Consider the following 23,501-nt stretch of genomic DNA (forward strand, 5'->3'; position numbering starts at 1 on the left):
CCGGGGGTCTCGCCGCCGGGAGTCTCTTCGCCGGGGGTTTCCTCGCCCGGAGTCTCCTCCTCGGGGGCGTCCACGTCCGGTGCAGGTTTCACCGTCTCGACCGGAAGGGGCGGCGGTGTCACGGCGGGTGCCGTGTCCTCGGCGGGCACGGGAGGAAGCGGAGCCTCGACAGGCGGTGCCTCGACGTCCTTCTTGACCTCGGTGTCCTGGTCCGGCTCGATGTCGTCGACGATCGGCGTCTTCTCATCGGACATCGATTCGTCGGGTCCGACATCGGCACTGATCGACGAGGAGTCCGTGTCGCCGGCGAAGGGGAGCGATGCGGCCGGTGTCGCCCCCGTGAGGGTCGGGATGATGGTGGCAGCGGCTACGACGCCCGCAACCACCAGGGCGGCTGAGCCGGCGCCGACCAGCGCACCGACACCGCTGAAGATGCCGCCGCTCGCCATGCCGCCTGCGCCGCCTCCTGCTGCGCCGCCTCCTGCTGCGCCACCTCCTGCTGCGCCACCGCCGGCCGTGCCCCCGCCAGCCGTGCTGGTCGACGAGCCGGCCGTCGCCGTCGTTCCCGCTCCTGCGGCGACGACAGCACCCTCAGTGATTCCTGAGGGCATGGCTGCGAGCGCGACGATCGGCGTGCCCCCGCCCTGGAGCGTGGCGAGATACCCTGCAGCACCCGTGACGCCGAGGACGAGCGGCAGCAGCACGAGGGCGAGACGTGTCGACACGTCCTTCGCCTCAGCGGCGACGATCATGCAGCGTGCGCACTCTTCGAGGTGCTGCTCGAGACGGTTGTGGTCACGTGTGCTGAGATTGCCGCGCGAGTAGGCACCCAGATGTTCGATGGTCCGTTGGCAGTCCGAACCAGCGGCCGCGCTGCGGAGATGAGCCTGGATCCAGGCCTCGCGAAGCCCCTCGCGCGCCCGGAACGCGAGCTGCGAGACGGCACCCGCCTTCATGCCGAGAAGGGTCCCGGCCTCCGGCGGCTTCATCTGCTCGATCTCGGTGTACCAGAGCACCTCCTGCCAGCGGGAGGGGAGACTGCGGAACGCCTGAGCAGTCAGGCTGCGATCGAGCGCCTCGTTGGCCGCCTGATCCGTGCTGTCGGGATCGGCGACGCTGTCGAGCTCGTCGATCGCCGACTCGCGGCGAGAGCGGCCCCAGGCGGCGGCCGTGTTGCGGATGCTCGTGAACAGGTAGGCGCGGAAGGAGCCGTTAGGCCCGCCTCCCTTGATGATCGCCTGATAGATGCGGGTGTAGGACTCCTGCACGAGATCGTCGGGGTCGATCGACGACGTGATCGACCGAGCGACGGACATGCCCGAAGGGTAGTGCCGCCTCCAGAGTTCACCGAAGGCCGCTGCGTCACCCGAGCGGGTGCGCAGGACGAGATCGGCGTCGGCGATCGTGTCGTCGTGCGAAGTGCTGTCCTGATCCACAGTCATCCATCTGTCGTGGAGCGCGTGTGCGTCTCCACATAAAGAGACGCGTGAACCCCATTTTCATCACGCGCCATCTCCATTCTCTCCCCAATCTCCCAGGCTTGCCACCCCTTCGGCGAAACTGATCGCAGAAATCTGAGATCCTATAAATCCCTGATCAAAAGCAGAATAAGCGAGATCGAGTCGACGGGTTCGGAAAATTTCTGAGAAATCGCGTAATGAATCGGCCTCGCCGTCGTCTCATCACTAGAGACAGCCATGGAGCTCCACCGGGGGGCGGAGCTCAGGCGCTGGTGCAAGGGGTAAGTGCACCGGCATGGCGGGTCGGGCACCTCGGGGGAGGAGCGCTCGGCCCGCCAGCTCTCGCACATGGGAGGGAAATGTGACGGGGCCGCCGATCTGGGGAACGGCGGCCTCTCACCCACTCGGACGGCGTGGCGGAGCAGGCATGACCGCACGTCGATGCGCGCGTGACCTCGGACCACGCGACCGCGGACCACGCGGCATCGACTGAGCGACATCGACTGAGCGACATCGGACTACGGGCGATCGCCCACCCATACGCGCACGACCCGCAGTTGCGCATCCAGCAGCACCGCGTCACCGACGTATCCGACGCCGAGGCGACCGAGTCGGTCGCCGTATCCGATGGCGCCCGCGGGCGTCTCGGTCAGCGCCCGCACCGCCTCCGCCAGCGGCGCCCCGGCAGCGGTGGCTCGGCGCAGCGCGACATCCTGTGTCAGGGTCGAACCCGCGATCGAGCCGGTGTCGTCCGCGCGTGCGATGCCGTCTTCGACCGTCACGCTCACGACGCCCAGATCGTAGTGGCCGTCGGCGCTGCCCGCGGCAGCCATGGCATCTGTGACGAGCGCCACGCGGCCGGGCGCCGAATCGAACACGAGCTTGATCACGTGCGGATCCAGGTGAACGTTGTCGGCGATCACTTCGAGCACCACACGGCGGTCGGCGGCTGCGGCGAGCACCGGTCCGGGCGCGCGGTGGTGGATGCCGGGCATGGCGTTGAACGCGTGGGTCAGCACCGTCGCACCTGCGTCGAAGGCCGCGTTCGCCGTCGCGACGTCCGCGCTCGTGTGACCCACCGCCGCCGCAGCTCCGGCCTCGACGATCAGTCGGATCGCGTCGAGTCCGCCGGGGAGCTCGGGCGCGATCGTCACCTGCCGGATCGTGCCGCGGCCGGCCTCGAGCAGCCGAGCGACATCGTCGCGCGCCGGAGCCAGCAGCAACGTCGGCTCGTGCGCTCCATGATGCGCGGGGTCGAGGAACGGCCCTTCGAGATGCGAGCCGAGGATGTCGGCATCCGTCTGCATCAGGTCGGCGATCTGCGCGACGCGCTGGCTGAGTGCATCGACCGGCGCCGTGACGAGCGAGATCACTGACCGTGTGGTGCCGTGAGAGCGGTGCAGAGCGCGAGCAGTGCGGATCGCCTCTGCGCCGTCGTCGAACGAGGCCCCGGCACCGCCGTGGCAGTGGATGTCGATGAAGCCGGGCGTCAGAACGGCATCCGGTCCGGCGACGACCGTCGCATCGACGACCTCGTCTGCAGTGCTCCAGGTCTGCCCGCGTCCGACGGCGACGACCCGGCCGTCTTCGATCCGCACCCAGGAGTCCGCGACCTCGGCCCCGTGGTCGATCAGTCGGACCGAGTGGATGACGAGCGATCCTGTCGCTGCGGAATCGGTGGTCATCGTTCGCTCCAGGGGATCTCGGCTGCGGGGTGGAAGTCGACGCCTTCAGCCTTCCACAGCGGGGCCAGCCCACCGAGCCGTTCGCGGAACGACTCCCAGTCTCGCCCGACAGCGCTCTGCGGCGACCAGGCGACCTCGGCGTGAGCGGCGGCCCGAGGGAACACCAGCTGCTCGACATCGCTCAGGGTGCGAGTGGTCTCGCTCCACAAGGGAGCCTCGATGCCGAGGATCGCGGCCTCAGGCACGTCGAGCACCGCGGTCGGCTCCCATTCGTAGGCCGTGCGGACGTCGATGATCGCGGCCCAGGTCAGCCCGAGCGGGAAGTCGGCGGTGTACTTCATGTCGAGGTAGGCGACGTCGGCGGTCGACATGATGAGGGCGCCGCCGCGCTCGACGAAGTGCGCGGCCTCTGCGGCATGCGAGCCCTCGGGAGTCTCCTTGCCCCAGTACTGACCGATCGTGCCCTCGGCGATGTCCTTCGCCGCACCGACCTCGTGCCACGCGAGGGGGATCTTGCCCTCCTCGAACACGATCGCGGTCGCGCGCTCGACGAAGTGATCGAAATCCGCCTGCGGGGTGCCGAGCGATTCGTCTCCGCCGATGTGGATGAACGGGCCGGGCGTCATCTCGGCGAGCTCTCGCACGACGTCGCGCACGAACTCGTACGTGCGCTTCTCGTGGATCCGGACGCTCGAGTGTCCGACGCCCCACCCGAGGTAGGGCTCGCCGGCGACCGGGAGCGGCTGACCGAGGCGTGCCGATTCGGCGATCAGGCTGTCGTTCATGACCGGATCCTCGACGAGCTCGGGATACGCGACGCCGATGGCGTGCGTGTGTCCCGGAAGGTCGATCTCGGGGATGACGAGCATGTGCCGCTCGGCCGCGTACGCCACGATCTCGCGATAGTCGTCTTTGGTGTAGAAGCCTCCGGGGTCGCCGAGCGATGCGGTCGACGACGCGAGCTCGGTGAGCCTGGGCCACGAATCGATCTGGATGCGCCAGCCCTGGTCGTCGCTGAGGTGCAGGTGCAGGTGGTTGAACTTCAAGGCGCTGGTGCTGTCGATGAACTTCTTGACCTCGTCGACATCGAAGAAGTGGCGCGTGACGTCGAGCATCACGCCGCGGCGCTCGAACCGCGGCGCGTCCGTGATCTCGGCGCGCAGCAGCGCCCAGCCCTCGTCGCCGTCGCGGAGCAGCTGCAGCAGAGTCTGCACCGCGTAGAAGAGCCCTGCCTCGTCTCCGCCGACGACCTCGACGGAGTCGGCGACCGTGAGCGTGTAGCCCTCGGCTGCGATGGCGGGATCGACGCGCAGCACGATCGCCGATGCGGCGTCTGCGATGTCTGTGGCGTCCGTGGAGTGGGCGAAGCGGATGCCGGTGCGCCGTTCTGCGGCGTCGATCAGCCGGTGTGCGGCGGGGGAGTCGCCGATGACTCGCGTGCTCTCGGAGACGGGCAGCCGACCATCGCCGGCGATGACGGAAGCGGGAAGAGGAACAAGGGGCATGGAATGGGGAAGGACCATGAACAAAACCTACCCTGCGCAGAGCCGGCAGCCCAGGGAAATCCGCTATGCTTTCTCACGTCGCGACTGGCGTCTGGGTGGACTACCACCGGGGAGCGACTGACCACGGAATTCGACCGCGCGCCTGGGCCGATAGGTATACCCCTTCGAATCCGTCGTCAGAGGAGCAAGTCATGACCGATCGTTACTTCAACGCCCCGCTCGCCGAGGTCGACCCCGAGATCGCACAGGTCCTCGACCGAGAGCTCGCGCGGCAGCAGACGTTCCTCGAGATGATCGCATCCGAGAACTTCGTGCCCGTCTCGGTGCTGCAGGCGCAGGGCTCAGTGCTCACCAACAAGTACGCAGAGGGCTACCCCGGGCGTCGCTACTACGGCGGCTGCGAAGAGGTCGACGTCGCTGAGTCGCTGGCCATCCAGCGTGCCAAGGACCTCTTCGGCTCGGAGTTCGCCAACGTCCAGCCGCACTCGGGAGCATCGGCCAACGCCGCCGTGCTGCACGCCATCGCCCGCCCCGGTGACACGCTGCTCGGCCTCGCGCTCGACCAGGGCGGTCACCTGACGCACGGCATGAAGATCAACTTCTCGGGCCGTCTCTACGACATCGTCGCCTACGGCGTGGACCCCGAGACCTCGACGATCGACATGGACGAGGTGCGTCGCCTCGCTATCGAGCACAAGCCCAAGGTCATCATCGCCGGCTGGTCCGCCTACCCCCGCACGCTCGACTTCGCCGCTTTCCGCGCGATCGCCGACGAGGTCGGCGCCCTGCTCTGGGTCGACATGGCGCACTTCGCTGGCCTCGTCGCCGCCGGCCTGCACCCGAACCCGGTGCCGCACGCACACGTCGTCTCCTCGACCGTGCACAAGACCATCGGCGGCCCCCGTTCAGGGTTCATCCTGACGAACGACCCCGACATCGCGAAGAAGATCAACACCGCCGTCTTCCCCGGCCAGCAGGGCGGCCCCCTCATGCACGTGATCGCCGCCAAGGCGACCGCGTTCAAGCTCGCGGGCACCCCTGAGTTCAAGGAACGACAGGAGCGCACGCTGCGCGGAGCATCGATCCTCGCCGAGCGCCTCTCGCAGCAGGATGTGAAGGATGCCGGCATCGGAGTGCGCTCCGGCGGCACCGATGTGCATCTGGTGCTGGTCGATCTTCGCGATGCCGAGATCGACGGCAAGCAGGCCGAGGACCTGCTGCACGACATCCACATCACCGTGAACCGCAACGCGGTGCCGAACGACCCTCGTCCGCCGATGGTCACCTCGGGCCTGCGCATCGGAACCCCGGCGCTCGCGACCCGCGGTTTCGGAGACGCCGAGTTCACCGAGGTCGCCGACGTGATCGCTCTCGCTCTGCTGCCCGGTGCCGATGTCGAGGCGCTCCGTGCTCGCGTCGATGCGCTCGCCGCAGTCTTCCCGCTCTACCCGGACCTGCAGCAGTGACCGCGACGATCCTCGACGGCAAAGCGGCGTCCGCCGCCATCAAGGCCGAGCTGACCGAGCGTGTCGCCGCGCTGAAGGCGAAGGGCATCGTCCCCGGCATAGCGACGGTCCTTGTCGGCGCCGATCCGGCATCCCAGCTGTACGTCGGGATGAAGCACCGTCAGTCCGAGGCGATCGGGATGAACTCGATCCAGCGCGAGCTGCCGGCCGATGCCACGCAGGGCGACGTCGAGGCGCTGATCGACGAGCTCAACGCCGATCCGGACTGCCACGGGTACATCGTGCAGCTGCCGCTGCCGAAGCACATCGACACCGATGCGATCCTCGAGCGGATCGACCCGGCGAAGGATGCCGACGGCCTGCACCCGACCAACCTCGGTCGGCTCGTGCTCAACGTCAACAGCCCGATCCACACGCCGCTGCCGTGCACGCCGCGCGGTGTGATCGAGCTGCTGCTGCGCAACGACTACGACCTCAAGGGCAAACACGTGGTGGTCGTCGGACGAGGCGTGACCATCGGTCGCTCGATCGGCCTGTTGCTGACCCGTCGTGACCTCAATGCGACGGTCACGCTGACGCACACCGGCACGGTCGACATGCCGCGATACCTGCGCGAGGCCGACGTGATCGTCGCGGCTGCGGGCGTGAAGCACCTCATCCGCGCCGAGGACGTCAAGCCGGGAGCCGCAGTGCTCGACGTGGGCGTGACTCGCGAGACCGACCCAGAGACGGGCAAGAACCTGGTCTTCGGAGATGTGCATCCCGGTGTCGCAGAGGTCGCGGGCTGGGTCTCGCCCAACCCCGGCGGCGTCGGTCCGATGACGGTCGCGCTGCTCATGACGAACGTGGTCGAGGCGGCCGAGCGGCTCGTCTGAGCCGCATCCGGTCCCGTTCTGCGCATCCGGTCCCGATCTGCTGACCTCTCCCGTCTGATTCGTCCGCGAATCGGGGCGGGGTCCGCAGATCGGGACCGTCTGCGATCAGCCCAGTTCGTCGAGCATCCGTCGCTGTTCGGGGGTCAGTCCGTCGGCGAGCTCCTTGCGCGCTTCGGCGGCGGCAGGTGAGTTCTCGGAGGGGGCTGCGGAGCTGGCCGCTGACTTCTTCCGCGAACCCGAGACCTTGCCCTGCACGACGTCGTACAGCTCGCCGGCCTTCGCTCTCAGTCGGTCGTCGACCTGGTCGTAGATCATCCAGCCGAAAAGCAGGAAGAGCGGTGGGAGCGCGTAGCTCCAGAACCCCGAGGCGCGGACGCCGCTCAGCCATACGACGGCCACCCAGATGATCAGCTCGACGAGGTAGACGAGGACGTACTGGACGACCTTCTCGCCGGCCTTCGTGCGATCGGATGCGGACTTGGCGGCCGCCTTGCGGAACGCGCCCGTGAGCATCGGCTTGACGAAGAGCGCCGCGAGAGTCAGGATGACCGCGGCCCAGAAGGCGTGGAATCCGACCGAGACACCCCCGGACAGCAGGCCGATGAGCAGCAGGATCGCGACGTTGAACACGTAGAGCGCGGCGAACCGGACGATTCCGTTCTTCATGCGACCAGACTTCCACACTCGCGGATGCCGTGGCATCAGCGGGGCACCATCTCGCGACGGATCAGGCCTGCGGGTGCAGGCTGCTCTCGATGTTCGTGATGCGCGCCTGCTCGTCGAAGCGGAACGTCGCAGTGCCTGTCGCATCGGCGACCGTGGCGCCCGAGAAGGACTCGTCGGCCCAGGTGAGGTTCCAGCCGGCGAGGCGGGCAGCATCCCATACGGCCGTGCGGGCGTCGGACAGCGCCAGACCCGAGAGGATGCGGGGGAGGACGGTCGTGGCGGACGCGACGGTGAGCGGAGGAAGAGGGGCATCGAGGAGGAACACCGCGTAGGTGCCTCCGCCGACCGGAGCGAGGTAGTAGGGCGCGCGTCCGGTGAGCTCGACGGCCACGGCACCGACGGTGTGAGCTGCCCGGGTGATCCACTCGGCATCGCCGTCGGCGTCCTCGGGGAAGGGGAGCTCGGTCTCGCTCAGCTCGGCGATGCCGTGCTGAGCGCCGTAATCGCGGAGCTGGGCTGCGACGCCGCCCGGGTCGCCCTGCGGGTGCGCCCAGGCCCAGAGGAGCGATCGCGGCCCCGGGGCGATCGTCGCGACGAGGTGGGCGCGCGTCACGAGCTGGTGCGCGTCATCGGAGTTCGAGGTGAACGTGAGGGTCCCGGCCGCCATGTCGGCATCCCAGCGGTTGTCGCCGAGGTCCTCGAGGGCGATGGCCAGGGAATCCTGACGGAGGGCGGAGAACAGTGCAGCACGGTCTGCGAGCGGCTGGAGCGCGGCGAAGGTCATGCCCACAGTCTCGCCCGGATTGCTATGAATCCGCCAACTTCTCCCGTTCGGAGAGGGCACCCGTCGGCCGACCCATGCGCCAGACGCTCGGCACGATCAGCGTCGCGACGGCGATCGACGCGTAGAGGATCGCCGAGGTGACGAGCACCGTCTCGACGTCGCTGTGGATGATCAGCCAGCCGTACACGAGAGTGCCGATCGGCATCACGACGTAGCTGCCGAGCATGTCGTAACTCGAGACGCGCGAGAGCTTGTCTCCGGGGATGTTCTCCATCATCGCGAGATTCCAGCCGGTGCTGAAGATCTCGACGCCGGCACCGGCGATGAACGCGGCGATCGCCAGGAGGACCACGGCCGGGTGCACCCCGAGAACAGTCAGGGGAATCGCGAACGCGGCCATGCCGATCATGCCGTAGCGCAGCGGTCGCTTCAGGGGAAGCCACATCAGGATGAGGGTCATCAGCAGGATGCCGACGCCTTCGGCGCTGACGACCCACCCCCACCCCGCGATGCCGAGTCGCTCGTCGTTCTTCGCGATGTACGGACCGACGACACCCCACGCCCCGATGTGGATCGCGTTCATCACCATGAACGCGATCACGATGACCCAGAGCCACGTGCGGCTCCAGAACTCCTGCCAGCCGACGCGGAGGTCGTGGAACATCGTGGTCCCGCCGCCGTGGTCGGGTGGCGGCAGCCGCACCATCGCGAGAACGGGGATCGCGATGACCCATCCGATCGCCTGCACGACCATCGCCCAGGCTGGCCCTGCGGTGGCGACCACGATGCCCGCGATGATCGGCCCGCCGATCGTCGTCGCCGAGCGCACGAACGAGAGCATCGCGTTGGCCTGCTGGAGGTGCTCTGCAGAGGTCAGCTGCGGGATGATGCCCTGCATCGCCGGCAGCACGAACGCGGTCGATGCGCCGTTCACGACAGAGAGCAGCGCCAGCAGCGGAACTGTGGCCGTGCCGGTGAAAAGCAGCGCGGCCATCGTTCCGACCGCGACGATGTCGATGACGTAGCAGGACTGGATGATCAGCGCGCGGGGGAGACGGTCGGCTATCACCCCGCCGAACAGCAGGAACACGATGTTGCTGATCGTGAAGGCTGCGAGCACGAGCGACAGCGATCGTGCATCGTTGTCGATCTCCAGCACCGCGAAGGCGAGGGCGATCGACGACATCGAGCCGGCGATCAAGGTGATCGCGCGGGCGACGAAGAACCAGCGGAATCCTTTGTCCTGCATCGCGGCGAGCGCGCGGATCATGACGGCGCCCCGCTTCTCTGCATCCGTCAATCCTGCCACCATGACGGGCGGCGCGGGCGTCAGTAGCTGGCGCGGGTCGCGTCGTCGGATGCCGAGATGAAGCGGGCGGCGAGAGCCTCGGATGCTCGTGCGAGCATCGCCACGTCGGCGCCGACGGCCACGAAATCGGCCCCGGCCGCGATGTACGAATCGGCGGTGGCGGGGTCGAAGGCGTTCACGCCCACGGGAGTGCCCGCGGCCCTCACCGCGGCGAAGACCTGTTCGACCGCGCCGACGACATCAGGGTGCGTCTGCTGGCCGAGGAGCCCCATCGATGCGGAGAGATCGGACGGGCCGACGAACACCGCATCCACGCCGTCGACCGACGCGATCTCGGCGGCGGCGGCGACTCCGGACGTCGTCTCGATCTGCACGGTCAGCGAGGTGTGCCGTGCCGAATCCTGCAGATAGCCGTCGACGCGGTTCCAGCGCGCGCTGCGGGCGAGCGCGCTGCCGACTCCGCGCACACCCTTCGGCGGGTAGCGCGTCGCAGCGACCGCGGTGCGCGCTTCGTCGGCCGACGACACCATCGGGACGATGATGTTCTGTGCGCCGAGGTCGAGGACCTGCTTGATCGCGACGGCGTCGTTGAACGGGACGCGCACGACCGGAACGATGGGGTAGGCGGCGGCGACCTGCAGCTGCAGCAGGGTGGACTCGAGCGTATTGGCCGAGTGCTCCATGTCGATGAGCAGCCAGTCGAGCCCGGACCCGGCGGCGACCTCGGTGACGAGCGGGCTGCCGGAACACGCCCACATGCCGATGAGCGATCGGTCGGAGGCAGCGAGCTGCTCGCGGAAGGAGGGGCTCAGATGAAGCGGCATGCGATCGTTCCCATCGGTCCGTAGTCGCACAGCACCTCATCGCCGCGCGACACCCACATCGGGCGTGTGAACGATCCTGCCAGGATGATCTCCCCGGCCTCGAGCCGCGCGCCGTGCTGGTGGAACTTGTTCGCGAGCCACGCGACACCTGTCGCCGGATGACCGAGCACGCCGGCCGCGACGCCGGTCTCCTCGATCTCGCCGTTTCGTGACAGCACTCCGGGCACCCAACGCAGGTCGATCTCGTCCGGACGCTTGCGCACCGTGCCGAGCACCATCGCGCCGTAGGCCGCGTTGTCGCTGATCGTGTCGACGATCGTCCGGCCCTCGAGCTCGATGTGCGAGTTCAGCACCTCGAGCGCCGGAACCGCATAGTCGATCGCCGCGAGGGCGTCATCGAGCGTGCAGTCGGGTCCTTCGAGTGGATGCTTGAGCACGAACGCGAGCTCGACCTCGATGCGCACGTTCGAGAAGTGATCGACGGGGATCTTGGCGCCGCACTCGTAGACCGTGTCGTCGAACATGACGCCGTAGTCGGGCTCGGTGATGCCCGTGGCCTGCTGCATCGCCTTGGAGGTGAGCCCGATCTTGCGGCCGACCAGGCGGCGCCCGGCGGCGATCTGCGAGTCGCGCCACATACCCTGGATCGCGTACGAGTCCTCGACGGTGGCGTCGGGGTAGCGCGCCGTGATGCGCGGGATCACGGAGTGGTTCCGGTCGGCCTCGGCGAGTTCCGCGGCGATCTGCGTGACGGTGTCTGCTGACAGCATCCGGTCCTCCTCAGAGCTGGTGGCCGAGCTTGTACTCGCCCTGCTTGTACTCGGGCATGGCCTCGTCGTCGTCTGGACGCGTGTACGAGAACCCGTCGGCGCCGATGGTCACCGCCATCTCCGAGCTGTCGGTGCGAGCGACGACCGGCTGGGGGTTGCCGTCGAGGTCGAGCACGAGCGAGGCCTCGGTGTACCAGGAGGGCACGACGGGGTTGCCCCACCAGTCGCGTCGCTGATTGTCGTGCACGTCCCAGGTGATGACGGGGTTGTCGGGGTCGCCTGTGTAGTAGTCCTGGGTGTACACCTCGACACGGTGGCCGTCGGGGTCGCGCAGGTACAGGTAGAACGCGTTCGAGACGCCGTGACGGCCGGGGCCGCGCTCGATCGCGTCGGAGCGCCGCAGGGCGCCGAGCTTGTCGCAGATCGCGAGGATGTTGTGCTTCTCGTGGGTCGCGAAGCACACGTGGTGCATGCGGGGCCCGTCGCCGCCGGTCATCGCGGTGTCGTGCACGGTGGGCTTGCGGCGCATCCAGGCCGCGTAGACGGTGCCCTCGTCGTCCTGGATGTCCTCCGTCACGCGGAAGCCCAGGTCCTGCATGAACTTGACCGCGCGGGGAACATCGGGGGTGACCTGGTTGAAGTGGTCGAGACGCACGAGCTCGCCCGGGATGTGCAGGTCGTAGCGCCACGACATCCGCTCGACGTGATCGGACTGGTGGAAGAACTCGATCGGGAAGCCGAGAGGGTCGACCACGCGCACCGAGTCGCCCACGCCCTTCACGAAGCCGTCGGGGTTGCGGCGCACGTCGCAGCCGAGCTCGGTGTAGAACTCCACGGCCCGGTCGAGGTCGGAGGCGTCGCGGACTCGGTACGAGAAAGCCGCCACCGCGGCGATCGGGCCCTTGCGCAGCACGAGGTTGTGGTGGATGAACTCCTCGGTCGAGCGGAGGTAGATCGCCTCGTCGTCCTCTTCGGTGACGTACAGCCCGAGGACGTCGACGTAGAACACCCGCGACGCGGCCAGGTCGGTGACGACCAGTTCCATATAGGCGCAGCGCAGCACGTCGGGAGGAGTGCTCTCGGGGGTCGGCACCGGGTTGTCGGTCTGGATCGGAGCCTCCTGGCTCACGTAGTAGCCCGAGGAGGTCGGCGTCTTCGCAGTCTTGTCGGTCATTGCAGCGTCCTTGCTCAGTTCTTGCCGAAGGTCGGGTTGTGGGCACCGCCGAGCGTGATGTGCACGCTCTGCTGGTCGGTGTAGAAGTCGATCGAGCGGTAGCCGCCCTCGTGACCGAGACCGGAGGCCTTGACGCCGCCGAACGGGGTGCGGAGGTCGCGCACATTGTTGCTGTTCAGCCACACCATGCCGGCTTCGACGGACTGCGCGAAGTTGTGCGCGCGCTTCAGGTCGTTGGTCCAGATGTACGCGGCGAGACCGTACTTCGTGTTGTTCGCGAGCGCGAGCGCCTCCTCGTCGGAGTCGAACGGGGTGATCGCGACGACGGGCCCGAAGATCTCCTCCTGGAAGATGCGGGCGTCGGGGGAGACGTCTGCGAACACCGTGGGTGCGACGAAGTTGCCCTCGTCGAACCCGTCCGGGCGGCCGCCACCGGCGACGAGGCGGCCCTCGGTCTTGCCGATCTCGACGTAGCTCATCACCTTGTCGTAGTGCTCGGGGTGCACGAGGGCGCCGACCTCGGTCGCGGGGTCGTGCGGGTAGCCGACCTTGACGCGTTTCGCCTGCGCGGCGTACTTCTCGACGAATTCCTCGTAGATCGAGCGCTCGACCAGGATGCGGGATCCTGCGGTGCAGCGCTCGCCGTTGAGCGAGAAGACTCCGAAGATCGTCGCGTCGACAGCGGCCTCGAGGTCGGCGTCGGCGAAGACGACGGCGGGCGACTTGCCGCCGAGCTCCATCGAGAGCCCCTTGAGGAAGGGGGCGGCGTTGCCGAAGATCAGCTGCCCGGTCGAGCTCTCGCCGGTGAACGAGATGAGCGGCACTTCGGGGTGCTTCACGAGCGCGTCTCCGGCGTCTTCGCCGAGGCCGTTCACGAGGTTGAAGACGCCCTGCGGCAGCCCGGCCTCCTCGAAGATGCCGGCCCAGAGCGAGGCGGAGAGCGGCGTGAACTCGGCGGGTTTGAGCACCACGGTGTTGCCGGTGGCCAGCGCCGGGCCGAGCTTCCAGGACTCGAGCATGAACGGGGTGTTCCACGGCGTGATGAGTCCTGCGACGCCGATCGGCTTGCGGTTGACGTAGTTCATCTGCTTGCCGGGCACCTTGAACGCGTCGTCGGACTGCGCGACGATCAGATCGGCGAAGAAGCGGAAGTTCTCGGCGGCGCGGCGGGCCTGGCCCAGCGCCTGGGTGATCGGGAGACCCGAGTCGTACGACTCGAGCTCGGCGAGGCGGGCATCCCGCGACTCGACGAGGTCGGCTATCCGGTGCAGCACCCGCGAGCGCTCTCGCGGGAGCATCCGCGGCCAGGGACCTTCGTCGAACGCGCGCTTGGCGGCGGCGACGGCGAGCTCGATGTCGGCCTTCTTGCCGGCGGCGGCCGTGGTGTAGGTCTTGTTCGTCACCGGGTCGAGCACGTCGAAGGTGTCGCCGTCGACCGAGTCGACGAACGCGCCGTCGATGTAGTGCTGGATGTGGTCGGGCAGGTCGGCGGGAATGCGGGAATCGGTCATGACTCGTCTCCTGATTGGTGGTGAGAACGGTTGTGCAGCGCGTCGAGGAAGGCATCCCTCGTGCGCAGGCGGTGGTTGCGGGCGGCGAGCTCGATCTCGAGCGGCTCGGCACCCGCTCGGATGAGCTCGAGGATCTGTGTGTGCTCCTCGACGGAGTGCTGGGCGCGGCCCGGCACGTAGGCGAACGTCGAATCGCGGATGCCGGACAGGCGCGCCCATCCGCGGTGCACGAGATCGAGCAGATGCGGGTTCGGGCAGGGTTCGAAGAGCAGGGAATGGAACTGGCGGTTGAGCTCGGTGAAGGCATGCGCGTCGAGGTGACCGAGCATCTGCGTCATCCGCTCGTTGACCGCTTCGGCCGCGTCGAGCGTCGCATCGTCGAGCAGGGGCGCGGACAGGGCTGTGGCTGCGCCCTCGACCAACCCCAGCGTCTCCATGGTGTGCGCGTACTCGCTCTCGTCGACGAGGGTGACACGGGCGCCGACGTTGCGCTCGAAGGTCACGAGACCCTCGGCCTCGAGGCGACGGATGGCCTCGCGCACCGGCACGACGCTCATGCCCAGCTCTTCCGCCAGCGATCCCAGGACGAGGCGATAGCCGGGCCCGAAGATGTGGCCGGAGATGCGGGAGCGGATCCAGGTATAGGCCTGCTCCGACTTGCTGGCGTTGGACACGGCGGTCATCGGGCGGTCCCGGCAACCGGACTCTGGGGCCCTGAGCCTGTCGAAGGGCCCGTCGCGGCCTCGTACTTGGCGCGCCATTCCGCATTGAGTGGGAACAGTCCATCGACGGGGTGCCCGGCCGCGACCTGCTCGGCGATCCAGGCGTCCTCGATCTCCTGCGCGAGAGTGTCGTCCGCGACCTGCTCGGCCAGGGCCGGTGGGATCACGACGACACCGTCGCCGTCGCCCACGATGATGTCTCCCGGCTGCACGGTGGCACCGCCGCACGAGATGGTGATGTCGGCATCCCACGGCACGTGCTTGCGTCCGAGCACCGAGGGGTGAGCGCCCTGAGAGAAGACGGGGAGCCCGATCTCGGCGACCGCGTCGAAGTCGCGCACGCCACCGTCGGTGACGACGCCGGCCGCGCCACGGGCACGAGCACGCAGTGCGAGGATGTCGCCGAGGGTGCCTGTGGTCGCGTCGCCGCGGGCCTCGATCACGATGATCTCGCCCTCGTCGACCGAGTCGAAGGCGCGCTTCTGCGCGTTGTAGCCTCCGCCGTGGGTCTTGAAGAGGTCCTCACGGAACGGGACGAATCTCAGCGTCTTGGCGGTGCCGACGATCTTGCTGCCGGGGATGTTGACGGCGACTCCGTCGATGAAGCACGAGTGGTGGCCGCGTTTGCGCAACTGCGCGGACAGGCCCGCGGTCGGCGCCTCGAGCAGCTTGGCGCGGAGCTCGGGGGAGAGGGTGGGCGCTGCGTCCTCGGCGGGGAGACCCGCTTCTTCGCGCGAACCCCAGGCCTCGGTGCGTTGCAGGTCGTCGACGGCGGGGAGCGAGCCGATCCCTTCATCGAACGGGACCTTGCCCTGCGTGACGGTGGTGATGAGCCGGCCGGAGGAGGGGGAGCCCTCGGCATCCGGTGCGTCGACCTCGACCTCGACGACGTCGCCAGGGACGATCACGGACGATCCGGCGGGAGTGCCGGTGAGGATGACATCGCCGGGTTCGAGCGTGAAGTGCTGGGAGAGATCCGTCACGAGCTGTGCCAGCGGGAAGATGAGTCCCGCCGTGGTGTCGTCCTGGCGCAGCTCGCCGTTGACCCAGGCCCTCACCCGCAAGGCGGCCGGGTCGACAGCTCGGGCGTCGATGAGCTCGGGGCCCAGGGGCGTGTAGCCGTCGCCGCCCTTGGAGCGGACGTTGGAGCCCTTGTCGTTGGCGCGCAGGTCGTAGAGCCCGAGGTCGTTCGAGGCGGTGACCCAGCCGACGTGGCTCCAGGCGTCGTCGAGCGAGACACGACGAGCGGCGGTGCCGATCACGAGGGCGATCTCGCCTTCGAAGGCCAGCAGCTCGGTGCCGGCAGGGCGTTCGACCGTGCCGCCGGAGACGCCGACCGAACTGGCCGGCTTGAAGAAGTAGGAGGGAGCTGCGGGCCGGCGGCCGCGCTGATCGGCACGGGAGGCGTAGCTCAGATGGATCGCGATGATCTTGCCGGGGCGGGTCATGGATGCCGTCACGGGGGCGCCTCCTCGCGCTGAGAATCGACGCCTTGTGCGTCGTATTCGAAATCATATATCATCGTGTCACCCCTCGGCAAGCAACTCGACACCCCTCGTACGCGAGCCGTGACAATGCGGTCACAATCAAAGGAGATACCCCTATGAGCGGGCAGTCACAGGCTGGGTTCACACCCACCGGAACCATCGCGACACCGGCCGATCGGCGCCGGGTGGTGTTCGCCACAGTCGTCGGCACCACGGTCGAGTGGTACGACTTCTTCATCTACGCCACGGCCGTCGGCCTGGTCTTCGGACAGCTGTTCTTCGAGCCGCTCGGAGCGAACAGCGCCATCGTCGCGTTCGCCACCGTCGGCGTCAGCTTCCTCTTCCGCCCGCTCGGGGCCTTCCTCGCCGGCCACTACGGTGACAAGCTCGGGCGCAAGACCGTGCTCATGTGGACGCTGATCCTGATGGGTGCGGCCACCGCGCTCATCGGCATCCTGCCGACCTACGAGGCGATCGGGATCGCTGCACCGATCATGCTGGTGCTGCTGCGCATCCTGCAGGGCATTTCGGCGGGTGGCGAGTGGGGCGGTGCGGTGCTGATGGCCGTCGAGCACGCTCCCAAGGCGAAGCGCGGGATCTTCGGCGCATCGCCGCAGATCGGCGTGCCGCTCGGGCTGCTGCTCGCGTCGGGCGTGATGGCGCTGATGACGGTGATCGCCCCGGGCGATCAGTTCCTCCAGTGGGGCTGGCGCATTCCCTTCCTGCTCAGCGTCGTGCTGATCCTCGTCGGCTACTACGTGCGCCGGAAGGTGGAGGAGAGCCCGGTCTTCATCGAGCTCGCCGAGCGCAAGGAGAAGGCGAGCATGCCGATCGTGCAGCTGTTCCGCAAGCACCTGCTGCTGGTGATCGTCGCTGCTCTCGTCTTCGCCGGCAACAACGCGGTCGGGTACATGACGACCGGTGGGTACATCCAGGGATACGCCACCAACCCGGAGGGGCCGATCGGACTCGAGCGCGGGCCCGTGCTGTGGGCGGTGACCGGCTCCGCCGTCACCTGGCTCATCACGACGCTCGTCGCAGGGTGGCTGTCGGACCGCATCGGTCGTCGCACGACCTACATCATCGGCTGGGTGATGCAGCTCGTCGGCGTCTTCACGCTGTTCCCGCTGGTCAACACGGGTGAGATCGGGCTTCTCTTCGCCGGCCTCGCGATCCTCACGATCGGTCTCGGATTCACCTACGGCCCTCAGGCGGCTCTGTACACCGAGCTCTTCCCGGCGAGCATCCGCTTCTCGGGCGTCTCGATCTCGTACGCGATCGGCGCGATCGCCGGAGGCGCGTTCGCCCCCACCATCGCGACCGCCATCGTGCAGGCGACCGGTTCGACGCAGGCCGTCACCTGGTATCTCGCCGGCATGACGCTGCTCGGCCTCGTGGCGACGCTGCTGCTGCGTGATCGCTCCGGGATCCCCCTGGGACCCGACCACGAGGAGGAGCAGTCCGTGAGTCCGATCCGCGGGCTCGCCAAGGTCTGATCTCGATCAGACGTTCATGATTCAGCATCGACGATGGTGCAGGCGATGCGTCGCTCCGGTTCTTCGGGGGCGACGCATCTGCCGTCTCCCATTCATGCTGAATCGTGAACGACGTCAGCCGTCGAGCGCGTCGCGGATTGCCGACGCGGAGCGGCGCAGACGGGCCGCGATCTCCGCGTCGTCGAGGTCGGTGGCCACATGCACGACCGCGATCGCCGCCGGGCGCTGACCACGCAGCGCGAGCGGCACCGCGACCGCCTGCACGGTGGGGATGACCTCGTCGTGGCTCGTGGCATATCCGCGTACGCGCGCCTCGTCGACCTCTGCGTGCAGTCCTGCTCGCGGGTCATCCGGCCACTGGGAGAGCGGGAGCTGCGTGAGGATCGCCTTGCCCGGTGCGCCGACCATGACAGAGTGCCTGGCGCCCGGCCGTTGCGCGACGCTCGCGATCGCATGGCGAGGCTCGATGCTCGCGAGCGTGATGCAGTCGTCTCCATCGAGGACGCCGAGGAAGCAGGTCATGCCGAGTTCGTTCGCGATCGCGGTCAGCTCTGGGATCGCCTCGGCCTGAAGGTCGTGGGCGACGCCGGCCGCCAATGCCGCCATGCGCGGGCCCAGCGTCACGGCACCCGATGCGTCTCTCCCGATGAGCCGGTGGTCCTCGAGCGTGCGGAGGAGGCGGTAGGCGACCGAGCGATGCACCTCGAGTCTCGATGCGATCTCGTCGATCGTCAGCGGGATGCGCGCGTCGGCGAGAACCTCCAGGATCCGGATGCCGCGGCTCAGCGTCTGCGAGGCCGGGGTGCTCTCGGGCATGCGTGCGCTCCCTTGCGTTCCGGGACGAGCGTCCCTAAGCTGTGTTCAATAGTAGAACGTTGTGTTCGAATATAGAACACGATGCGTTCGAAGGCAACACCCGACAGTGACGTCCGGAAGGAATCGACGACGATGCAGTTCCACCACCACGGCTATGTCTCGGGAGACCCGCGTGTCAAGGATGCCCAGGGCATCGGCACCGAGCGCCCCGCAGACCTCCCCGACGAGATCGATGTGCTGATCGTCGGGTCCGGCCCGGCCGGCATGCTGCTTGCCGCCCAGATGTCGCAGTACCCCGAGGTCTCGACGCGCATCGTCGAGAAGCGCGAGGGGCGCCTCGTGCTCGGGCAGGCCGACGGCATCCAGCCGCGCAGCGTCGAGACCTTCCAGGCCTTCGGCTTCGCTGAGCGCATCATCGCCGAGGCGTACAACATCGGCTGGATGAACTTCTGGGGACCGAATCCGGAGCGGCCGAGCGAGATCGTCCGCACCTCGCGGACCGCCGACTACGCCTACGACATCTGCGAGTTCCCGCATCTGATCGTGAACCAGGCACGTGTGCTGGATTACTTCGCCGAGGCCGCGGCGAACGGCCCAGGCCGTATCGTTCCCGACTACGGCATCGAGTTCGTGGGGCTGACCGTGCACGAGCAGGGCGAGTACCCGGTCGAGGTCTCGCTGCGTCACGTCGCGGGGGAGCGGGCCGGTGAGGAGCGCACGATCCGCGCCAAGTACGTGGCCGGATGCGACGGTGCGCGCAGCGGTGTGCGCCAGGCGATCGGACGCACGCACGTCGGCGGCAGCGCCGCGCACGCCTGGGGCGTCATGGACGTGCTCGTGAACACCGACTTCCCCGACTGGCGCACCAAGTGCGCGATCAACTCGGAGGCGGGCAACATCCTGCATATCCCTCGCGAGGGCGGCTACCTCAGCCGGATGTACATCGACCTCGGGGAGGTCGCCGAGGACGACGACCACCGTGTGCGCCAGACGCCGATCGAGGACATCATCGCGAAGGCGAATGCGATCCTCAGCCCCTACACGCTCGACGTGAAGGAGGTGGCCTGGCACAGCGTCTACGAGGTGGGGCACCGGGTCACCGACGGGTTCGACGACGTGATCGACGGGTCGGGCCGCACGCCGCGGGTGTTCCTCACGGGTGATGCCTGCCACACACACAGTGCCAAGGCGGGCCAGGGCATGAACGTGTCGATGCAGGACGGGTTCAACCTCGGCTGGAAGCTCGGGTCGGTGCTCAGCGGCTTGGCACCGGAGGCGCTCCTGGCGACGTACGGCGCCGAGCGTCGGCCCGTGGCCCAGCAGCTCATCGACTTCGACCGGGAGTGGTCGACGCTCATGGCGCGCAAGCCCTCCGAGATCACCGATCCGACGGACCTCGCGACGTACTATCTCGCGACCGCGGAGTTCCCCTCCGGGTTCATGACGCAGTACACCTCGTCGATGATCACCGGCTCGGACGCCCATCAGGCGCTCGCGGGCGGCTTCCCGCTGGGCAAGCGCTTCAAGTCCGCCGAGGTCGTGCGGGTCGGCGACGGCAACGCGATCCACCTCGGTCACCATGCCAGGGCAGACGGTCGCTGGCGCGTCTACGCCTTCGCGGGCCGCGATGCGGCGACGCTCGACGCGTGGGCCGCCGAGGCTGCACCCGTCTTCGAGCGGTTCACGCCCTCGGATGCCGACACCGACGCGGTGTTCGATGTGAAGGCGATCTACCAGCAGTCGTATGAGGAGGTCGAGGTGACCTCGGCGCCGGCTCTGTTCCAGCCGAAGACCGGTCCGCTCGGGCTCACCGACTGGGAGAAGGTCTACGCCGCGGGGCCGTCGAAGTGGACCGAGACCGACATCTTCGAGGCGCGCGAGCTGTCGCGGGACGGTGTCGTGATCGTGGTGCGCCCTGACCAATACGTCGCAGCGATCCTCCCCTTGGATGCGGCGGACGAGCTGGGGGCCTTCCTCGACGGAGCACTGCTGCCGGCATCCTGACTCTGTTGCGAGAACCGTGCGTGTCCTCCGGGAGGAGACATCCCCTCGGGAGGAGGATTTCGGGCCAGTTCTCCTCCCGAGGCGCAGTTCTCCTCCCGAGGGCGGGCGGGCTCCGCATGCCGGACCGAGGAGGCGTCTCGCACGGGTGAGACGCCTCTGGTGAGTGTCGGAGGCCACGCGTACCCTGAGGGCCGATGGGCGAAGCCGCCCCGACAGGAGGAGCGTGTGATGGATTGGAAGATCGAGCTGATCTTCGTCCCGGTCTCGGATGTCGACCGGTCGAAGGAGTTCTACGAGAAGATCGGCTTTCACCCCGATCACGACCAGGTGCCGTATGACGGCCTGCGGTTTGTGCAGATGACGCCTCCCGGCTCAGCCTGCTCGATAGCCTTCGGCACTGGGCTCGAGATTCCCCTCGAACCGGGCCAGCAGAACACGATCCAGGTGGTCGTTCCGGATGCCGATGAGGCGCTCGCCCATCTTCAGGGGCTCGGGGTCGCGGCACAGGGTGTCGATGAGCAGGCATGGGGTCGGTTCGTGACGTTCGACGACCCGGACGGCAACACCTGGACGCTGCAGGAGCTGCCCGACTACAGCGCGCAGAGCTGAGCGCCCGAGGAGAGCCCGAGGCGCTCAGCGCTGCGTGAGCGCGAACAGCGCCTCGGGTGCGCCCGAGGGGAACAGCAACCGCACTCCGGAACGGATGTCGTCGATCGGCACCCACCGCACGGGACTTCCCTCGTCGAGGATGCGGAGTTCGGCGTCGAGAGGCACGGAATCGAGCGCCGCGGAAGACACTGCGAACACGTGCGCGATCTCATGGCCGGGCGCGCCCTCGTACGTGAAGATGTTCTCGAAGACCCCGAGCGGCTCGGCATCCTCGAGTGTGACGCCCAGCTCTTCCATGAACTCGCGGCGCAGCGCGTCGACGGACGTCTCGCCGAATTCGATGCCTCCGCCGATCGCGCGCAGGAAGTCGAGCCCTCGCGAGCGGTCGTGTCCTTCCAGGGCGAGCAGATGCCCGTCCTTCACGGGAAGGCCGACAGCGATGTTGCGGATGGCAGGCATCCCGGAAGGCTAGCGCAGGAGCGCCGAGCGTCTCGGCGCGCCGTCAGGAGTTCACGCGGATGATCTCCTGCTGATACGGCGCGATGACATCGCCCGAGATCCGGAGGTCGAGCAGCAGGAAGCGACGGCGTGCGGCATCCTCCTGCGCCCAGGTACCGAGCCGATCGAGATCGGCGAGGGTCTTGACGACGACCCCCTCGGCGCCGACCGCAGCGCCGAACGCCGCGAAGTCGACCTCGGGAATGAGCATCGGCCCCTCGGCCAGACCCTTCAGGCCGTAGAGGTTGACTTCGGCGCCGTACGCGGCATCGTTCCAGATCACGGCGATGCCGCGGCCCGCTGCCGCTCGGACCGCGGACTCGAGGTCAGCGATCGCCATGAGCCCGCCACCATCACCCGAGGTGAGGACGACCGTCGAATCGCGCCGGGCGAGGGCCGCACCGACGACACTCGGCCACCCCTGTCCGATCGACTGGAACGCGGTGCCGACCATCATCATCCGATCGGGGGCCTCGACCGGCCAGTACATGTTCGCCCAGCCGATGAAGTGACCGCCGTCCGAGACGACGACCCGATCGGCCGGCAGCAGCTCGGCGATGCGGCGTGCGGCTGAGCGGGGATCGAGACGTCCGTCGGGGGCGAGTTCATCGCCCTCGTCGTAGGCTCGGGCGGCCGCGACATCGACGGTTTCGCGCCATGGTTGTCCGGTCATCACTTCGGATGCCGGCGTCGACGCGCCGTGAGTGACCGACTGCGTCTCGGCGTGGCGGGACCCTGCTCCGAAGCTGCGCCCGGCAACGGAGCGGGGAGAAGATGCGAGCGAGCGGACCCGGGCGACCAGTGCCTCTGCCGCGACCCGCGCGTCGGCACGGACGAAACCGCCGACGTGCGGGTGCGTGGCCGCAGGGGCGATGTCGATCTGGAAAACCCTGGTGCCGGGTGCGAAGAGTTCGCCGAACCGCATCGTGAACTGGTTCAGCGAGGCGCCGAAGACGACGGCGACGTCGGCCGTGCGCACGAGTTCCATGGCGCCGTCGGCTCCGAAGCCTCCCGTGACGCCGAGGTCGTACTGGGCCTCAGGAAAGACGCCGCGCCCCAGCGCGGAGGACGCGGTGAGGGCGCCGGTCAGAGCTGCCAACTCGCCCAGCGCCGCGCCGGCACCGGCCAGCCAGGCACCCCGGCCGGCGAGCAGGAACGGGCGGGATGCGCCGCTCAGGGCCTCGGCGATCTCGTCGAGCGTGCCCTCGGCGAACTCGCCGCGCGGAGTGAGCGGCGCGGGGATGCGGGGCACCGGCGCCTCGGGCACCTGGCCGGCCTCGAGCGACGCCACGTCATAGGGAATGGCGAGCACGACGGGCACGCGGTAGGTCAGGGCGTGCTCGATCGCGATCACGGTGGTCGCGGCGGCATCCGCGTGCCCGACCGTATAGGTGCGGGCGCCGACGGCGGAAGCCAGAGCGATCTGGTCGACGTCCCACGGGCGCGGGCCGGAGGTCGGCTCGTCGCCCACCACGAGCACGAGCGGCACGTGCGCCTGGACTGCCTCGGCGAGGGCGGTGAGGGTGTTGGTGAATCCTGCGCCGTAGGTGGAGGTGCCCGCGGCTATCCGCCCGGAGGCTCGGAAGTGCGCATCGGCGGCGACCACAGCGCCCTGCTCGTGTCGGACGGCCGTGAAGACGGCATCCGTCCGGGTCTCGATCGCGTCGAGGAAGTAGGCGTTGCCGTTGCCCATCACGCCGAAGACGGCGTCGATGTGCTGAGCGAGAGTGAGTGCGACGTGCGCGGAGACCGAGGGCATGCGAGAGCCTTTCGAGACAGGGACGGAGAACATTCGTATTCCGTATGTGTCTCGCCCCCGCGTCATCGTGGGGAGCTTCGT

The 23,501-nt window shown here is 68.2% G+C and carries 20 protein-coding genes and 1 riboswitch; of the genes, 5 read left to right on the forward strand and 15 right to left on the reverse strand.

Annotation, left to right across the window (positions count from 1 at the left end):
* From ACIOU8_RS09905 to ACIOU8_RS09915, 3 genes are all read right to left on the reverse strand, one after another.
* Positions 1-1,442 (reverse strand): sigma-70 family RNA polymerase sigma factor (locus ACIOU8_RS09905; RefSeq protein ID WP_400788648.1); only part of this gene is annotated, 1,442 nt, incomplete at its 3' end.
* Positions 1,443-1,978: 536 nt separating this feature from the next.
* Positions 1,979-3,145, reverse strand: coding sequence for an N-acetylglucosamine-6-phosphate deacetylase (nagA, locus tag ACIOU8_RS09910; RefSeq protein ID WP_400788651.1), 1,167 nt, complete (start codon positions 3,143-3,145; stop codon positions 1,979-1,981).
* Positions 3,142-4,668: a beta-N-acetylhexosaminidase gene (locus tag ACIOU8_RS09915; RefSeq protein WP_400788653.1), complete on the reverse strand. Its 1,527-nt coding sequence runs from the start codon at positions 4,666-4,668 to the stop codon at positions 3,142-3,144. The genes nagA and ACIOU8_RS09915 overlap by 4 nt, the downstream gene beginning before the upstream one ends.
* Positions 4,669-4,720: 52 nt before the next feature.
* Positions 4,721-4,805, forward strand: a riboswitch (ZMP/ZTP riboswitch).
* Between the two features lie 36 nt (positions 4,806-4,841).
* On the opposite strand from ACIOU8_RS09915, the gene glyA reads away from it, so the two are divergent.
* Both glyA and ACIOU8_RS09925 read left to right on the forward strand, forming a co-directional pair.
* The gene (gene glyA / locus ACIOU8_RS09920) at positions 4,842-6,116 is read left to right on the forward strand and encodes a serine hydroxymethyltransferase (protein ID WP_400788656.1); all 1,275 of its coding nucleotides are present in this window, start codon (positions 4,842-4,844) and stop codon (positions 6,114-6,116) included.
* Positions 6,113-6,991 carry a bifunctional methylenetetrahydrofolate dehydrogenase/methenyltetrahydrofolate cyclohydrolase gene (locus ACIOU8_RS09925; protein ID WP_400788658.1) on the forward strand — a complete coding sequence of 293 codons (879 nt, stop codon included), beginning with the start codon at positions 6,113-6,115 and terminating at the stop codon, positions 6,989-6,991. The genes glyA and ACIOU8_RS09925 overlap by 4 nt, the downstream gene beginning before the upstream one ends.
* A 105-nt stretch (positions 6,992-7,096) precedes the next feature.
* Here the strand turns inward: ACIOU8_RS09925 and ACIOU8_RS09930 are convergent, their stop codons facing one another.
* From ACIOU8_RS09930 to ACIOU8_RS09970, 9 genes are all read right to left on the reverse strand, one after another.
* On the reverse strand, positions 7,097-7,657 hold the full coding sequence (locus ACIOU8_RS09930; RefSeq protein WP_400788660.1) for a hypothetical protein: 561 nt from the start codon (positions 7,655-7,657) through the stop codon (positions 7,097-7,099).
* A 61-nt stretch (positions 7,658-7,718) separates the two neighbouring features.
* A complete protein-coding gene (locus tag ACIOU8_RS09935; protein ID WP_400788662.1) occupies positions 7,719-8,441 on the reverse strand; it encodes a DUF6882 domain-containing protein in 723 nt (240 codons plus the stop codon).
* A gap of 22 nt (positions 8,442-8,463) precedes the next feature.
* Positions 8,464-9,741, reverse strand: coding sequence for an MFS transporter (locus ACIOU8_RS09940; RefSeq protein ID WP_400788664.1), 1,278 nt, complete (start codon positions 9,739-9,741; stop codon positions 8,464-8,466).
* Positions 9,742-9,770: 29 nt separating this feature from the next.
* On the reverse strand, positions 9,771-10,574 hold the full coding sequence (locus ACIOU8_RS09945; RefSeq protein WP_400788666.1) for an HpcH/HpaI aldolase/citrate lyase family protein: 804 nt from the start codon (positions 10,572-10,574) through the stop codon (positions 9,771-9,773).
* Complete coding sequence (locus ACIOU8_RS09950; RefSeq protein ID WP_400788668.1) at positions 10,559-11,344, reverse strand: fumarylacetoacetate hydrolase family protein; 786 nt, start codon at positions 11,342-11,344, stop codon at positions 10,559-10,561. The genes ACIOU8_RS09945 and ACIOU8_RS09950 overlap by 16 nt, the downstream gene beginning before the upstream one ends.
* 10 nt (positions 11,345-11,354) lie before the next feature.
* Positions 11,355-12,518 (reverse strand): 3,4-dihydroxyphenylacetate 2,3-dioxygenase, encoded by a 1,164-nt coding sequence (gene hpaD / locus ACIOU8_RS09955; protein ID WP_400788671.1) that lies wholly within the window; start codon positions 12,516-12,518, stop codon positions 11,355-11,357.
* Positions 12,519-12,532: 14 nt separating this feature from the next.
* On the reverse strand, positions 12,533-14,029 hold the full coding sequence (gene hpaE / locus ACIOU8_RS09960) for a 5-carboxymethyl-2-hydroxymuconate semialdehyde dehydrogenase (protein ID WP_400788673.1): 1,497 nt from the start codon (positions 14,027-14,029) through the stop codon (positions 12,533-12,535).
* A complete protein-coding gene (locus tag ACIOU8_RS09965) occupies positions 14,026-14,712 on the reverse strand; it encodes a GntR family transcriptional regulator (protein WP_400788675.1) in 687 nt (228 codons plus the stop codon). The genes hpaE and ACIOU8_RS09965 overlap by 4 nt, the downstream gene beginning before the upstream one ends.
* Positions 14,709-16,199 carry a fumarylacetoacetate hydrolase family protein gene (locus ACIOU8_RS09970; protein ID WP_400788805.1) on the reverse strand — a complete coding sequence of 497 codons (1,491 nt, stop codon included), beginning with the start codon at positions 16,197-16,199 and terminating at the stop codon, positions 14,709-14,711. Before ACIOU8_RS09970 ends, ACIOU8_RS09965 begins: the two co-directional genes overlap by 4 nt.
* Before the next feature lie 155 nt (positions 16,200-16,354).
* On the opposite strand from ACIOU8_RS09970, the gene ACIOU8_RS09975 reads away from it, so the two are divergent.
* Positions 16,355-17,734: an MFS transporter gene (locus ACIOU8_RS09975; protein WP_400788678.1), complete on the forward strand. Its 1,380-nt coding sequence runs from the start codon at positions 16,355-16,357 to the stop codon at positions 17,732-17,734.
* A gap of 114 nt (positions 17,735-17,848) precedes the next feature.
* Here the strand turns inward: ACIOU8_RS09975 and ACIOU8_RS09980 are convergent, their stop codons facing one another.
* Positions 17,849-18,550 (reverse strand): IclR family transcriptional regulator, encoded by a 702-nt coding sequence (locus ACIOU8_RS09980; protein ID WP_400788680.1) that lies wholly within the window; start codon positions 18,548-18,550, stop codon positions 17,849-17,851.
* Positions 18,551-18,682: 132 nt separating this feature from the next.
* On the opposite strand from ACIOU8_RS09980, the gene ACIOU8_RS09985 reads away from it, so the two are divergent.
* Both ACIOU8_RS09985 and ACIOU8_RS09990 read left to right on the forward strand, forming a co-directional pair.
* Entirely contained in the window at positions 18,683-20,554 is a 1,872-nt protein-coding gene (locus tag ACIOU8_RS09985; RefSeq protein WP_400788682.1) for an FAD-dependent monooxygenase, read from the forward strand.
* Positions 20,555-20,782: 228 nt separating this feature from the next.
* A complete protein-coding gene (locus tag ACIOU8_RS09990; protein ID WP_400788685.1) occupies positions 20,783-21,163 on the forward strand; it encodes a VOC family protein in 381 nt (126 codons plus the stop codon).
* Between the two features lie 24 nt (positions 21,164-21,187).
* Here the strand turns inward: ACIOU8_RS09990 and ACIOU8_RS09995 are convergent, their stop codons facing one another.
* Complete coding sequence (locus ACIOU8_RS09995; protein WP_400788688.1) at positions 21,188-21,622, reverse strand: NUDIX hydrolase; 435 nt, start codon at positions 21,620-21,622, stop codon at positions 21,188-21,190.
* Between the two features lie 43 nt (positions 21,623-21,665).
* Positions 21,666-23,420 carry a thiamine pyrophosphate-binding protein gene (locus ACIOU8_RS10000; protein WP_400788690.1) on the reverse strand — a complete coding sequence of 585 codons (1,755 nt, stop codon included), beginning with the start codon at positions 23,418-23,420 and terminating at the stop codon, positions 21,666-21,668.
* Positions 23,421-23,501: the final 81 nt, after the last annotated feature.

The sequence above is a fragment of the Microbacterium sp. NPDC087589 genome, from assembly GCF_044743635.1.
In the GTDB taxonomy this organism is placed as follows: domain Bacteria; phylum Actinomycetota; class Actinomycetes; order Actinomycetales; family Microbacteriaceae; genus Microbacterium.